At 48.5% G+C, this 13,777-nt stretch carries 10 protein-coding genes; 9 read left to right on the top strand and 1 reads right to left on the bottom strand.

The annotated features are described in order from the left end of the window. Positions 1-44 precede the first annotated feature (44 nt). The 6 genes from VN23_RS09465 (at position 45) to VN23_RS09440 (ending at position 8,848) form a co-directional block, all read left to right on the top strand. A complete protein-coding gene (locus VN23_RS09465) occupies positions 45-860 on the top strand; it encodes a phytanoyl-CoA dioxygenase family protein (RefSeq protein ID WP_231743382.1) in 816 nt (271 codons plus the stop codon). A gap of 160 nt (positions 861-1,020) precedes the next feature. Beyond that, positions 1,021-2,841, top strand: coding sequence for a translational GTPase TypA (gene typA, locus VN23_RS09460; protein ID WP_046352651.1), 1,821 nt, complete (start codon positions 1,021-1,023; stop codon positions 2,839-2,841). Positions 2,842-2,912: 71 nt separating this feature from the next. Beyond that, positions 2,913-3,317, top strand: a complete 405-nt coding sequence (locus VN23_RS09455) for an RNA-binding S4 domain-containing protein (RefSeq protein WP_046352652.1) — start codon at positions 2,913-2,915, stop codon at positions 3,315-3,317. 142 nt (positions 3,318-3,459) lie between these two features. Further along, a complete protein-coding gene (locus tag VN23_RS09450) occupies positions 3,460-4,722 on the top strand; it encodes a diguanylate cyclase (RefSeq protein WP_052746668.1) in 1,263 nt (420 codons plus the stop codon). A gap of 77 nt (positions 4,723-4,799) precedes the next feature. After that, positions 4,800-6,608 carry a M61 family metallopeptidase gene (locus VN23_RS09445; protein ID WP_046352653.1) on the top strand — a complete coding sequence of 603 codons (1,809 nt, stop codon included), beginning with the start codon at positions 4,800-4,802 and terminating at the stop codon, positions 6,606-6,608. Between the two features lie 83 nt (positions 6,609-6,691). After that, the gene (locus tag VN23_RS09440; protein WP_197433074.1) at positions 6,692-8,848 is read left to right on the top strand and encodes a bifunctional diguanylate cyclase/phosphodiesterase; all 2,157 of its coding nucleotides are present in this window, start codon (positions 6,692-6,694) and stop codon (positions 8,846-8,848) included. A gap of 69 nt (positions 8,849-8,917) precedes the next feature. Here VN23_RS09440 and pdxR read toward each other — a convergent pair whose 3' ends face one another. Continuing rightward, positions 8,918-10,372, bottom strand: a complete 1,455-nt coding sequence (pdxR, locus tag VN23_RS09435) for a MocR-like pyridoxine biosynthesis transcription factor PdxR (RefSeq protein ID WP_046352654.1) — start codon at positions 10,370-10,372, stop codon at positions 8,918-8,920. 77 nt (positions 10,373-10,449) lie between these two features. Here pdxR and VN23_RS09430 point away from each other — a divergent pair, with 77 nt between their 5' ends. From VN23_RS09430 to VN23_RS09420, 3 genes are all read left to right on the top strand, one after another. Further along, positions 10,450-10,896, top strand: coding sequence for a rhodanese-like domain-containing protein (locus VN23_RS09430; protein ID WP_046352655.1), 447 nt, complete (start codon positions 10,450-10,452; stop codon positions 10,894-10,896). Between the two features lie 464 nt (positions 10,897-11,360). After that, positions 11,361-12,101, top strand: a complete 741-nt coding sequence (locus VN23_RS09425) for a GNAT family N-acetyltransferase (protein ID WP_046352656.1) — start codon at positions 11,361-11,363, stop codon at positions 12,099-12,101. Positions 12,102-12,424: 323 nt separating this feature from the next. After that, positions 12,425-13,435, top strand: coding sequence for a putative 2-aminoethylphosphonate ABC transporter substrate-binding protein (locus VN23_RS09420; protein WP_046352657.1), 1,011 nt, complete (start codon positions 12,425-12,427; stop codon positions 13,433-13,435). Positions 13,436-13,777: the final 342 nt, after the last annotated feature.

The following is a 13,777-nucleotide window of genomic DNA, read 5'->3' as shown; positions in this document are numbered from 1 at the left end:
TAGGGACTGTTACAATTTGACTTTATATAGTCGGAGTGATGGTCTTGTTTGCTGAATTTTGCTTGCCTGTTCATTTAGCCTCGTTGCGTGAACGTTTTCAGGCCGATGGTGCCGTCTTGGTGCGCGGCTTGCTATCGCCTGATCGAGTGAATGAAATTCGTAGGGTGGCAATGGATGCGGTAGCAGCACGGCAGCCCCCTTTTGAATTGGAGGCCGAGCTGGGTTATCCCGGAGCGCCGGTATCGACGGCAGTGGAGGGCGGTGGCACGATTCGGCGCTTAAGAAATATGGCAGCAAGAAATCCTGTGTTTGCTGCTTGGGCGGGGGACCCGCAATTGCTTACCATGGTGAGCTACTTGTTGGACACGCCGAAAATCACGCTGACCCAAGTGCACCATAATAGTTTAATGAGTAAGCAGCCTAGTTTTAGCAGCGATACCCGATGGCACCGGGATGTGCGTTACTGGCGCTTTGCCCGTCCTGAGTTGGTTTCTGCATGGCTGGCGCTGGGCAGTGAAACCAGTGAGAACGGCGGCTTGGGTTTTATTGCAGGCTCACATCAGGTCGATTTTCCTGAGCATGCTTATGACGAGCGCGAGTTTTTAATGGCCAGCCACCCGCTGGCGGCACCTTGGGTGGCGCGCGCAGTGTTCCCGGATTTACAAGCCGGGGATGTGGTGCTGTTTGATGCGCGTACTTTTCATGCAGCCAGCAGAAATCGCACAGCGCATACTAAATATTCTTTGGTTTATAGTTATCATGCCAGCAGTAATCAGCCACTAGCAGGCTCACGCTCTGCCAGCCAGCTGGGCCTGATATTTAATGTGGCAAAGCAGCAAATGGAGGTGTCGGGCTTGTAATGTGAGGTGGTTTTTTGGCAGAAAACGAGCAGTGTGGAAAATTTATTGACCAGTAATCGACTGATTATTATGAATTATTTCCTAATGCGTCGGAACTTAGTCGCGGAATCCACTTCGCGTGGTACAATCGCGCACTTTTTTAAAATCTGCAGCCCAGACAATGACAACCCGCGCCATTCGTAATATTGCAATTATTGCCCACGTTGACCACGGTAAGACTACCCTCGTTGACAAACTCCTCCGCCAATCCGGCACCTTCCGCGATAACCAACAGGTTACAGAACGCGTGATGGACAGTAATGATATCGAAAAAGAGCGCGGTATCACTATTCTGGCTAAAAACACTTCGCTTCAATACGAAGGCTACCATATCAACATCGTAGACACTCCAGGTCACGCCGATTTCGGTGGTGAAGTGGAACGTGTTCTGGGTATGGTTGATGGCGTATTGCTGCTTGTTGACGCGGTTGATGGCCCTATGCCACAAACCCGTTTCGTAACTAAAAAAGCTTTGGCGCTTGGCCTGAAGCCTATTGTTGTGATTAATAAAGTTGACCGTCCTGGCGCGCGCCCGGATTGGGTTGTAGACCAAACTTTCGATTTATTCGACAAGCTCGGCGCTACAGACGAACAGCTTGATTTCCCGGTTATCTACGCATCTGCTCTGAATGGCTACGCTAAGCTCGAACTCGAAACCGAGTCCGATAACATGCGCCCATTGCTAGATACTGTACTGACACACGTTCAAGCGCCTATCGGCGATCCTGATGCGCCATTGCAATTGCAAATTTCTGCGCTGGATTACTCCACATACACCGGCCGCCTTGGGGTTGGTCGTGTACTGAATGGCCGTATCAAGCCAGGCCAAGCTGTTGTTGTGATGAATCACGATGATCAAGTTGGTCAAGGCCGTATCAATCAAGTATTGGGTTTCAGTGGTCTGGAACGCGTTGCGGTTGAAGAAGCACAAGCTGGCGATATTATTATTATCTCCGGTCTGGATGAAATCGGTATCGGCGTAACCATCTGTGACAAAGAAATGCCAGTAGGCGTGCCGATGTTAACCATCGATGAGCCAACACTGACCATGGACTTTATGGTGAACACTTCACCATTAGCCGGTACTGAAGGCAAATTCGTTACTAGCCGTCAAATTCGTGACCGTCTGACTAAAGAGCTGCTGATCAACGTAGCGCTGAAAGTAGAAGACACCGAAGACGCTGATATCTTCCGCGTTTCAGGCCGTGGTGAATTGCACCTGACTATTTTGCTGGAAAACATGCGCCGTGAAGGCTTTGAAATGGCCGTGGCTAAACCACGTGTTGTTTACAAAGACATCAACGGTGTAAAATGTGAGCCTTACGAAAACCTGTCTATCGACCTTGAAGATGAGCATCAAGGTGCAGTGATGGAAGAAATTGGTCGTCGCCGTGGTGAGCTGACTAATATGGAATCCGATGGTAATGGCCGTACTCGTCTGGAATACCATATTCCAGCACGTGGTTTGATCGGCTTCCAAGGCGATTTCATGACCATGACTCGCGGTACTGGCTTGATTGGCCACGTATTTGATGATTACGCACCGGCTAAAGCCGACATGCCAGGTCGTCATAATGGTGTATTGGTTTCACAAGAAAACGGTGAAGCTGTAGCCTACGCATTGTGGAAGCTGGAAGACCGCGGTCGTATGTTTGTAGCCCCAGGCGACAAATTGTACGAAGGTATGGTTATTGGTATTCACACCCGTGATAACGACTTAGTTGTTAACCCAGTTAAGGGTAAGCAACTGACTAACGTTCGCGCGTCGGGTACTGACGAAGCGGTTCGTTTGACTACAGCGATCAAAATGACACTGGAATCAGCGGTTGAGTTTATTGATGATGATGAATTGGTTGAAATCACACCAACAAGCATCCGTATTCGTAAGCGTTACTTAAACGAAACAGATCGTCGTCGTCACTTTAAAGCAAAAACACACTAAGCTTTTATTCCGTTTTTTCGGGATACACAACACCCCGCTGATGCGGGGTGTTTTTGTTTCAGGGGAGTAAAATGATCGAGGTAAAAAGCGTTCGGATTGATAAATGGTTATGGGCTGCGCGGTTTTTTAAGACGCGCTCATTAGCAAGTGCCGCAATTGATGCAGGGCATGTACATCTTAATAAAGAACGAATCAAGCCCGCGCGTTTGCTCAAATTAGCCGATGTATTACGGGTACGCACCGAGCAAGGCGAGTTTGAAATCAGCGTGCTGGCCTTGTCTGAGCAGCGCGGGCCGGCTACGGTGGCACGCATGCTTTATCAGGAAAGTGAAGAGAGTGTGTTGCGGCGAGAACGTGATCAAGAAGCGCGCCAGCTTGCTCCCCGTTTTGAGCATCCGGCAGGAGAGGGGCGGCCTAGTAAAAAATGGCGGCGGCAATTGCATCAGTTTGAGCAAAAAAACAGCTCAAGCGAATAGGATTTGCGGAAATTTTGATAAAGACTGATATTCTGATAGAGACAGATGTAAAAAAAACCATATAAGAATGCATCAACTCTTTTTGTAAGCTTTGAGCTGGTGTTTTGCTGAGTTACTTTAAGAAGCGTAAAGCCGGGCCAATATGAATGCTAATCAAGAGAAACCCATTATTTATTTATCCGCGAGGCAGGTTCAGGGGGGCGCTGAATTAGCAAGGCAGTTGATATTTTTTGGTTTTGAATGCCAAGCATTCTCAAAACAAAGTGCGTTGCTGGCCGCCATGTATACAAGAGCGCCTTTTGCGGTGTTGTTGGGTGAAGCAGGCTTAGAAGATTGCGCCGCTGAGAAAATTATACCTTTGATTGGCAAGCTATCCCGCGGGCCACTTTTATATTTAACTTCGTCATTAAGTGTGGTGCAGCAAATTCATCTGATGAAAATTGGCGTGAGCGATTTTGTTTATTTTCCTTTAGATATTCAAAAGTTGATTGATCGATTAGATGTTTTATTAGAGCAAAGTCTGAGCATACCGTATCGCGTTTTGATTGTTGATGATTCAGATGCGATGGGAAAAGTGAGTGCCAATATTTTAATCAAGGCAGGAATGGAAGTTCAGGTGCTTAAAAACCCGCTGGATGTTTTCTTTCCCCTTGAGCGATTTTCTCCTGATATTGTGCTGATGGATGTTTATATGCCTCAGTGTTCAGGAGATGAAATAGCAAAAGTGATTAGGCAATATACGCAATTTGATAGTGTTCCTATTGTTTTCTTATCGACTGAAACAAATCGCATTAAGCAATTAATGGCCCGCAGTATGGGGGGGGATGATTTCTGGGTTAAAAACATGCCAGAAGAAGAGTTAATTGCTTCGGTGAATATGACCTGTGCGCGCTATCGCTCATTACGACGCTGGATGAGTTGTGATAGCCTGACTACTTTATTGAATCATACGCATATTATTGAATTTTTAGAGCGCTGTGTTGTGCGCTCTAAAAAAGAAGCCTTTTCTTTATCTTTTGCCATGATTGATATCGATCATTTTAAAAAAATAAATGATAATTATGGTCATAGCATTGGCGATCAAGTGATTAAAAGCTTAGCGCGTTTATTGCGTCAGTCGATTAATGGTGAAGGTGCAGCAGGGCGTTATGGCGGCGAAGAATTTGCCGTGGTTTTTACAGAAACAAGCTTGGTTCGTGCTGCGCAAAAGGTAGACGACTGGCGCAAGCGTTTTTCTGAATTAATACAATCATCGAATGATATTCAGTTTCAAGTTACCTTTAGCGCAGGTGTTGCCGCTTTAAAAAATAGTATGGATGCAGCTCAGCTGATTGACGCTGCAGATACTGCGCTTTATCAGGCTAAGCATGCAGGGCGTAATCAGGTGGGTTTGCATCAAGCTTAAGCATTGATATTTTATCGTTTTAAAAGTGTAGTGAAATAAAACGGCTGTTTTTATCGACTTTTGTTTAAAGACTATTCATGACCATCTCTTATAAAATTTCCCCTGCGTCTTTGCACGCCCATATTTTTCATGTTTCTGTTTTAATTAAAAACCCCAGCGCGGATGGCCAGGCTGTGTATTTGCCTGCGTGGATACCGGGTAGTTATTTAATTCGGGAATTTGTCCGCAATATTGTTGAGATTCGCGCTGAATCGGCAGGCAAAGCCGTTGCAATTACAAAAAGCGATAAGCATAGCTGGCAGGCTGAGGCTGTTAAAGGGCCTTTAGAAATTCATTACAGTGTTTATGCCTGGGATTTATCTGTGCGTGGTGCTTATTTAGATCAGACACGTGGTTTTTTTAATGGCACCAGCGTCTTTTTAGCGGTGCAAGGGCAAGAAAATGCACCATGCAATGTAGAAATTGTTGCGCCGGAAGGTAAGGAATATAAAAACTGGAAAGTGGCGACTACTTTAGCTGCACGTAATGCGAAGCAGGGCCAGTTTGGCAGCTATCAGGCTGCTAATTATGACGAGCTGATCGATCATCCGGTTGAAATGGGCGAATTTAGCCAGATTAGCTTTAAAGCTTGCGGTATCCCGCATGATATTGTGATTGCGGGCCGGCATCAGGCAGATTTAAAGCGTTTGAAAAAAGATTTAAAACAAATTTGCGAATACCAGATTCGGCTTTTTGGCGAGCCTGCCCCATTTGATCGCTATGTATTTATGACCATGGCGGTGGGTGATGGTTATGGCGGATTAGAGCATCGCTCATCCACGGCATTAATGTGTAATCGTGATGATTTGCCTTTAGCGCACGAAACGCAAATTAAGGCAGGCTACCGCCAATTTTTAGGCCTTTGCAGCCATGAGTATTTCCATAGCTGGAATGTAAAGCGGATTAAGCCAGCCGCTTATGCGCCTTATGATTTAAAGCAAGAGAATTACACACGTTTATTGTGGGCTTTTGAAGGAATTACCTCTTATTACGACGATTTAACCTTGGTGCGCACGGGTTTAATTAGCCCGCAAGACTATTTAGATTTATTGGCGCAAACGATTACGGGCGTGCAAAGAGGCAATGGCCGCACCAAGCAATCTTTAGAAGATTCAAGTTTTGATACCTGGGTAAAGTTTTATCGTCAGGATGAAAACAGCCCGAACAGTCTGGTGAGTTATTACACCAAGGGCGCGCTTGTTGCGCTTTGTCTGGATTTGCTGATCAGAAAGCAAACACAGGGGCAGAAATCTTTAGATGATGTGATGCGTGCCCTGTGGCTGCGTTATGGCAAAGATTTTGCTACTCAGGGCGAAGGCGTGACAGAAACGGCTTGGGAGGAGCTGGCCTTTGAAGTAAGTGGTCTTGATCTGAAGTCGTTCTTTGATTCGGCATTGCGTTCAACAGACGAGCTGCCCCTGCAAGCCTTACTGGCAGAATTTGGCGTGGATTGGCAGATGCGTGCCCCAGTGAGCTCTGCTGACAAGGGCGGCTGGCTGGATAAAGTGCTTTCGCCCAGCAATAGCCTGGGTGTGCGTACCAGCAATGAGGGTGGTTTTGTAAAATTAAGCCATGTTCTGGATGGCGGTGCTGCGCAAAAAGCAGGTTTATCTGCGGGCGATTTATTGATAGCAATGAATCGTTTGCGTGTGACCAGTGGTAATTTGGATGCATTGCTGGCTAGCCAGCCGACTAATGGCGAAGTCGAGATTGTGGCTTTTCGCCGTGATGAGTTGATGCATTTTAATGTGCATTTGCAATCTGCAGAGGCCAATACCTGCGGCTTAAGGTTAACCTCAGGAAGTGATGAGGGCAATATTACGTATGCTGATTGGCTGCTTAACTAGGAAATGACATTGTCTTGCTAGCATCTGACTGCTATCAATTTGGGATGACAATTGAAATGTCGTTTCAGATGGTTGCTCAGTTTATGAAACTTAGATTTCGTCAGCTCAATAGTGCGCGAGTAAAAATTTTACTGGTGCTGCTGCTGTTAAATCTATTGCTGATGATTATTTTCACGCTACTGCTTCAGTCAGTGATGTGTGATGAGGTGCGCCGTGATGCAGATCGTCGTCTGTCTGCCGCGGTGCAAACCTTGCCTATGATCTTGCCTAATCATTATTTAACTCGTGCGCTGGCAGGGGAAGAGATCTCTTCTGAAGAGTATCTTCAGCAATTGGCGATTTTAGAGCGCTATTGCCAGATTGCTGGCTTACGAGATCTCTATGCCTTTAAGTTGGAGAATGGCAAGGTTGCCTATTTGATTGATAGTGCTACGCCACCCTTGCTTGCTAAAGCAAACTATGGTCGTTATCAAGAACTCAATGGAAATCAAACCAGCCCTGCTTTACTGGCTTTAAAAGATGGGCATCCCCGCTCAGTGATTGTGAGTGAAGCCTGGGGAGAGTCCAGAACCTATTTGTTTCCTATGCCGCTGGCCGATGGGTCTCATTATTTAATTGGTGCCGATATTGATAGTGATCTTTTTCATAAGTCGCTGATGCAAGCAAGATGGCAAGCATTGAGTATGGGGTTAATTCTTTTTATTGCGGCATGCGCGGTCTGCTATTTGGTGGCCCATCATTTTTCTGCACCACTTGCCACGCTTTCCAGGGCAGTACGCAGAATGGCTACGGGCGATTTTGGGGTCAGAATTCAGGCTGGGCGAAAAGATGAATTAGGTAATATTGCAAGAGCATTTAATGCCTTGGGTGAGCTTGTTTCGGCAAGAGATCAGTCCTTACGAGAATTGGCTTATGTAGATTCATTGTCAGGCCTTGCCAATAGAGTGGGTTTTTTGCATTACGCAGCAGAGCATTTAAACCCGGAAAGAGGCTCTTTTGCTTTATTGATGCTGAATATCAATGATTTTCATTTTATTAATGAATATCTGGGTTATCAGCAGGGAGATGAGGTCTTACGGCATATTGCTGAGCGCTTAAATGTGCTTCGCCGCCCTGTGATTAAAGTGGCTCGTTTGGGGGCGAATACCTTTGGCGTATTGCTGGAGCGTGTATTAAGCGATGATGTGCTTAAGGTATTAGAGCGGCTGGATGCCAGCATGACCGAGCCTCTTTTGATGGGAGGAGAGCGCTTAGATATTAGTGCCAGTTCGGGCGTGGCTTTATTTCCGGAACATGGGCTCAGTGCCGATATTTTGCTGCGTAATGCAGAGGTGGCGCTTTGCGGGGCCAAATCTGCCCGGCGCAGCTTTGCTTTTTATGATCCGGAGCAAGAAGCGTATTCACGTAATCAGCTCACCTTGATGGGCGATCTGCGCGAGGCATTGGCCGAAGGGCATTTACTGGTTTACTACCAGCCCAAGGTCAAAATGATCGACGGCGTGGTGAGCGAAGCAGAAGCGCTGGTGCGCTGGCAGCATCCGGTGCGGGGCTTTATTCCCCCCAGTGTGTTTATTCCTTTTGCCGAACAAACAGGCAAATTAAGGGCGATTACCGAGTGGGTGGTACACGATGTATTGATGCAGGCTGCGGTATGGATTGAAGAAGGGCTGGAGCTGTGTATCTCGGTGAATGTGGGCGTGAGCGATGTTGAAGATGCTAGTTTTGTGTCTTTTTTAGAGCGGCAACTGGCACAATGCCAAGTGCCGCCACAGAATTTATGCTTGGAAATCACCGAAACAGGGGTGATGAGAAACCCCAAGGATTTAATGCGCAATTTAGAGTATTTACGTGCCATGGGCGTTAAATTATCGATTGATGATTTTGGTACGGGTTATTCGTCTTTTGCCTATTTAGCCAAAATGCCGGTGCATGAATTAAAAATTGATCAAAGCTTTGTGATGTCGATGAGCGAGCGTTTTGAGAATGTATCTATCGTTCGCGCGATTATTGAGCTGGGGCATATTCTGGGTTTATCCGTGATTGCAGAAGGGGTAGAAACCGAAGCTGCATGGCAAGCCCTAGCGGTGATGGGCTGCGATGAGGCGCAAGGTTATTTAATTGCAGCACCCATGCCTGCTGATGCGTTTTCACTCTGGTGCATGGCTGATTCTCGCAAGCACCTGCCGATTACCCCGCCTAATATGGGCGAGGACAGCTATTCGCAGCGCCATTTTTCCTAAGCTGAAAATACGGCCTGTTTTCTTAGGCTCTTATCGTTACTGCGTTGATAGGGCACGGCCTGTATTCTTTTAAATAGCCTTGTAACTGCTGATTAAGTGATCGCAAGCGGCGCGAATCTGCTCATTGCTTAATGAGGCATAGCCGATGAGCCAGCCCTCGATTTTTGCCTCGGCCTGATAAAACGCCGATAGCGGCCTTAGCGCCAGTCCCGCAGCAGATCCTTTAATCGTCCACGGTTTTTCTAAGCCCTTGGGGAGTTGCAGTGCAAATTGCAAGCCCGCCGCTGTATTAACGGGCTGGATGATATCGGATATGGGCTGCAGGCTTTCCAGTAGTAAATCCCGGCGGCTGCGGTAAAGCAGGCGCATATGGCGTAAATGCGCGGCAAAGTAGCCCTGCCTTATAAAGTCAGCCGTAACGGCTTGTAGAAACTGCGCACTATGCCCATCAAAAGCGATTCTTGCGGTAATAAATGCAGGGACTAAGGCTGGCGGCAAGACGATGTAGGCCAGCCGTAATGAAGGGAAGAGCACCTTGCTGAAGGTGCCGACATAAATCACTCGCCCCTGCTGATCCAGCCCTTGCAGCGCAGGCAGCGGGCGTTGGTCGTAATAAAACTCGCTATCGTAATCATCCTCAATAATCCATGCCTGATGCGCCGCAGCTTGCGCAATCAGCGCCATCCTCCGGGGCAAACTCATCGCAATGCCAAGCGGATATTGGTGCGATGGCGTGGTGTAAATCAGCCGGGGCGCGGCCAGTGTTTGGCTGATGTTGGTGTTAAAACCTTCTTGGTCTACCGGCACCGGCACAATCTGCGCGCCTGCCGCCAGCATGGCGTTTCTAGCGCCTAGATAGCCGGGGTCTTCCAGCCAGACGGTGTCTTCCGGATCAATCAGCAGTTGGGCAATCATTTGTAAGGCTTGCTGCGAGCTATTTAAAATCATGATCTGCTCTGGCTGGCAATCCACCTCGCGAGATTGCGCCAGATAGCCCGCAATGGCCGATTGCAACTCCGGCAAGCCCTGTGCAGGGCCATAGTTGGCGAGTGCTGCGCTGCTTTTACTCCAGCGCTGTTGCATCAGCTTTTGCCACAAGGCATGCGGAAACGCGAGGGCGTCGGGCTGGCCTGCATTAAAAGCGAGGCTTGGCAGCGTGCTATCCCGGCAGCCGCCCGCATCCACAATTCCTTGCCCCCTCAGTGAGAGCTTTGCTGCTGCGCTGGTGGCTTTTTTTGCGGGCCGCGCTTGCGGCGTAAATGCAACAAAGCTTCCTGCACCCGCCCGCCGCTCAAGATAGCCTTCAGCCTCCAGCTGCGCATAAGCGGCCTCTACGCTGCTGCGAGAAATGGCTAAACCTTTGGCGAGCATTCGGCTGGCTGGCAAGCGGCTGCCCTGAGGTAATCGCCCGGCAAGCAAGGCTTTACGCAGGGTGTGGATCAGTTGTGCTTGAATTCCCATCCCTATGCTGGCGCTTGCAGCAAAAAGGGTCGGCCAGACTGGCGCAGAAAGTGGTTTGCTCATGGTGGCTAAATTGGTAGGTAGCAGCAGGCCAATTTACCTTTAAATTAGTGCGGTGAACAATTAATTCGGAGAGTGTGATGAGCGATCAATCTGTAGTTAAAAGTAGTGGCTTGGCTAGCCCAGCTGAGTCCGCAGCGTATTTGGCAGAGAAACTGCGTTTTTATACCGATGTGGCCGATTTAGTCAGCGATCTGTATGCACAGCATCCGGAAATTATTGCGCTGGATACCCGCAGTAGTGAGACTTATGAGCGCGGCCATATCCCCGGTGCCATCTCATTTCCACATCGCTTAATGAGCGAAGCAAGCACGGCGCAGCTTGATCGCAACAAAGTTTATGTGTGCTACTGCGATGGCATAGGCTGTAATGGCTCGACATGGGGTAGCTATAAGCTTGCCAGCCTTGGTTTTACGGTGAAAGAGCTGATTGGTGGCCTAGATTTTTGGCAGCGGGATGGGCATCCGATTGCCATTGGGAAAGAGGCAGGGACGTTGGTAGGCGGGAAGATTGAGTGTGATTGTTGAGGGCGGGGGCTATGTGCTCTGAAGAAAATATAAAAGATCTAAATCAAAAAGATCATTTTAGTGCCTTCGGCACATTAATTTAGGTGCGGGCGTCCCGCTGGATCTTCCTTTCTTGTGTGGCCAAGAAACGAAGCCAAGCCACAAACTCAAAACACGAAGGCCCCTCACTGCGGATAATCGGCTCGGCGAAAAAGGCTGCTCGGGAGCAAGCCCGCTACCCCTTTTCCGAAACCCCGAGCCGCTTATTCCTCGCTTCGGCGTGCTTCAAGGGGGATTTTAGCCCCGTGCCACGAGCTGCAATATGAATCCAAATTTTTAAGGTTTTAAAATACTAAAAACCCAATCAAAAACAACTTACGTTAATACCTATTTTCCTCCGTGAAACTCCGTGTTCTCTGGGGCCGAAGTGTTTCAAGATTTGGGTTTCCGTTGCGCGGCATCAGTTATTAATTTGAGGAACTTGTATGGACTACGAACTAAACCAATTCGGCCAGCCTGTTGGCCTGCTGTTGCAAGACTGGATTCCCCCTGTTTTTCCTCCTGCTAAGGTACTTAATGGCTGGGGCTGTCAGGTGGAGCCTTTGTCTTTAGCACGGCATTCTGACGCTTTATGGCAGGCTTTTTCGGCGGACGATGGCCGGATGTGGACTTATTTAACGTCCGGGCCTTTTGCCGATGTGCAGGCTTTTAATGCCTGGCTGGATAGGGTAAGTAGCGGGGTTGATCCGCAGTTTTACGCCATTGTGGACGAGGCCAGTGGCAAGGCCTTGGGGCTGGCTGCTTATTTGCGGATTGATCCGGCCGCAGCGGCGATTGAAGTGGGCTGGCTGCATTTTTCTCCTGCATTGCAAGGCACGCGCCTTGCTACGGCGGCGATGCTGCTGATGATGAAAAATGCTTTTGAGCTGGGCTATCGGCGCTATGAGTGGAAGTGCAATGCCTTGAATCTGCCTTCGCGCAAGGCGGCGCAGCGTTTGGGTTTTAGCTTTGAAGGCGTGTTCCGCCAAGCCACGGTAAATAGGGCGCGCAATCGTGATACGGCGTGGTTTTCTGTGCTGGATCAGGAGTGGCCAGCGCTTGAAGAGGCATTTGCTCAATGGTTGTCGGCAGATAATTTTGATGAAGCAGGGCGGCAGCGGTTGGCTTTGTCTGATTTAACCAGGCCCTTGCTGGCGATAAAAGACACGGCCTCATCGCTCCTATAAGCATTAAGGTAATCAGATTCCACATTTAAAACCGTCATTTCGTAGGGTGTGAAACGACGGAGTCGTTATGCATCGAAGGATGGTGCGCAAGAAAATCGACTTGCACACCCTACGAAAAATCAGCCTTTGTGTTATTTTTTGTTTTTAGTGATGCTTATAAGAAGAGGCTAAAGCCGCTCCTACGAAGTGCTCGCCATACCGCCCTCAGCAACCTTCCCTTATCGTCATATAAAATTCGTCTAGACGTCATGCCTGTGTAATGTTGTTTTCCTACAATCCTTCACGCTCCCTTGCTACTTTACCGATCGTGAAAGGATAGAAGAATGACACGTATTGCTGTATTGCTCTCCGCGCTGCTTGCCGGACACGCTTTTGCTGACACTTCCCTGACTGTATATACCGCGCTTGAAGCGGATCAGCTCAAGCCTTATCAAGCGCAATTTGAAGAACAAAACCCGGGCATCAAGCTGAAATGGGTGCGGGATTCAACCGGTATTATCACGGCTAAACTGCTGGCAGAAAAAAACGCCCCGCAAGCCGATGTGGTGTTGGGCGTGGCGGCTTCCAGCCTGTTGGTGATGGAAAAAGAAGGCATGTTGCAGCCTTATGCGGCCAAGGGTGTTGAGAAGCTTTCCAAGCAATACGTTGACGACAGCAATCCACCTGCATGGGTAGGGATGGATGTTTGGGGTGCGACGGTTTGTTTTAACACGGTAGAAGCGGCCAAGCTGGGCCTGAAAAAACCAGAAAGCTGGCGCGATCTGACCAAGCCTGAATACAAAGGCAAAATTGTGATGCCTAATCCGGCATCCAGCGGCACAGGTTATTTTGATGTCACTGCATGGCTGAAAGTGTTTGGCAGCGAGAAAGAAGGCTGGGCCTTTATGGACAAGCTGCACGAAAACATGGCGCAGTACACGCACTCAGGCTCCAAGCCTTGCAAACAAGCCGCTGCAGGCGAATTCCCGATTGGTATCTCTTTTGAATACCGTGCAGCCAAGCTAAAAGAAGGCGGCGCGCCGATTGATCTGGTCTTCCCTAAGGAAGGCTTGGGTTGGGATGTAGAAGCCACCGCCATCATGAAGGGCACCAAAAATCTGGATGCCGCTAAAAAGCTGGCGGATTGGGCCGCATCAAAAAGCGCAAATGAGCTTTATGAGAAAAACTTCGCCGTGGTGGCCTATCCTGGCGTGGCTAAACCCAACACGCATATCCCTGCTAACTACGAGCAATTGCTGATTAAGCAAGACCTGCGCTGGTCTGCACAAAACCGCGACAAAATCCTGGCCGAATGGACACGTCGTTACGACGCAAAGTCTGAAGCAAAGAAATAAAAAACGCTGCACAGACCGGCTTGCCTCCTGAGGTGGACCGGTTTTTGGCGCTGTAAATAAAGTCATTGATGATATGCAGAGTAAAACCCAAATCTTGAACCACGGAGGCCACAGAGAACACGGAGTTTCACGGAGAAAAATGAGGTTTAAATTGAGTTTTTTGTTTTAGATTTTAAATATTATCAAACTCAGTTATATGAATTGTTGTTGTGATTCGTGGGACAGGGCTTAAATCTCCCCTTGAAGCACGCCGAGCGAGGAACAAGCGGGGTGGGGCAGTCGTCAATTCGTGTTTGAGCGAAGCGAGTTGAATTGACGCCACCTCGATTGTCCGCAGCGAGG

This window comes from Janthinobacterium sp. B9-8 (genome assembly GCF_000969645.2).
Taxonomy (GTDB): Bacteria; Pseudomonadota; Gammaproteobacteria; order Burkholderiales; family Chitinibacteraceae; genus Iodobacter.
This window is presented reverse-complemented; position numbering and strand designations above follow the sequence as displayed.

Coding starts and splice junctions, on each gene's coding strand:
- VN23_RS09445 (WP_046352653.1), top strand. CDS start 4,800: ATGACCATCTCTTATAAAATTTCCCCTGCGTCTTTGCACGCCCATATT.
- VN23_RS09440 (WP_197433074.1), top strand. CDS start 6,692: ATGAAACTTAGATTTCGTCAGCTCAATAGTGCGCGAGTAAAAATTTTA.
- pdxR (WP_046352654.1), bottom strand. CDS start 10,372: ATGAGCAAACCACTTTCTGCGCCAGTCTGGCCGACCCTTTTTGCTGCA.
- VN23_RS09430 (WP_046352655.1), top strand. CDS start 10,450: ATGAGCGATCAATCTGTAGTTAAAAGTAGTGGCTTGGCTAGCCCAGCT.
- VN23_RS09450 (WP_052746668.1), top strand. CDS start 3,460: ATGAATGCTAATCAAGAGAAACCCATTATTTATTTATCCGCGAGGCAG.
- VN23_RS09420 (WP_046352657.1), top strand. CDS start 12,425: ATGACACGTATTGCTGTATTGCTCTCCGCGCTGCTTGCCGGACACGCT.
- VN23_RS09425 (WP_046352656.1), top strand. CDS start 11,361: ATGGACTACGAACTAAACCAATTCGGCCAGCCTGTTGGCCTGCTGTTG.
- typA (WP_046352651.1), top strand. CDS start 1,021: ATGACAACCCGCGCCATTCGTAATATTGCAATTATTGCCCACGTTGAC.
- VN23_RS09455 (WP_046352652.1), top strand. CDS start 2,913: ATGATCGAGGTAAAAAGCGTTCGGATTGATAAATGGTTATGGGCTGCG.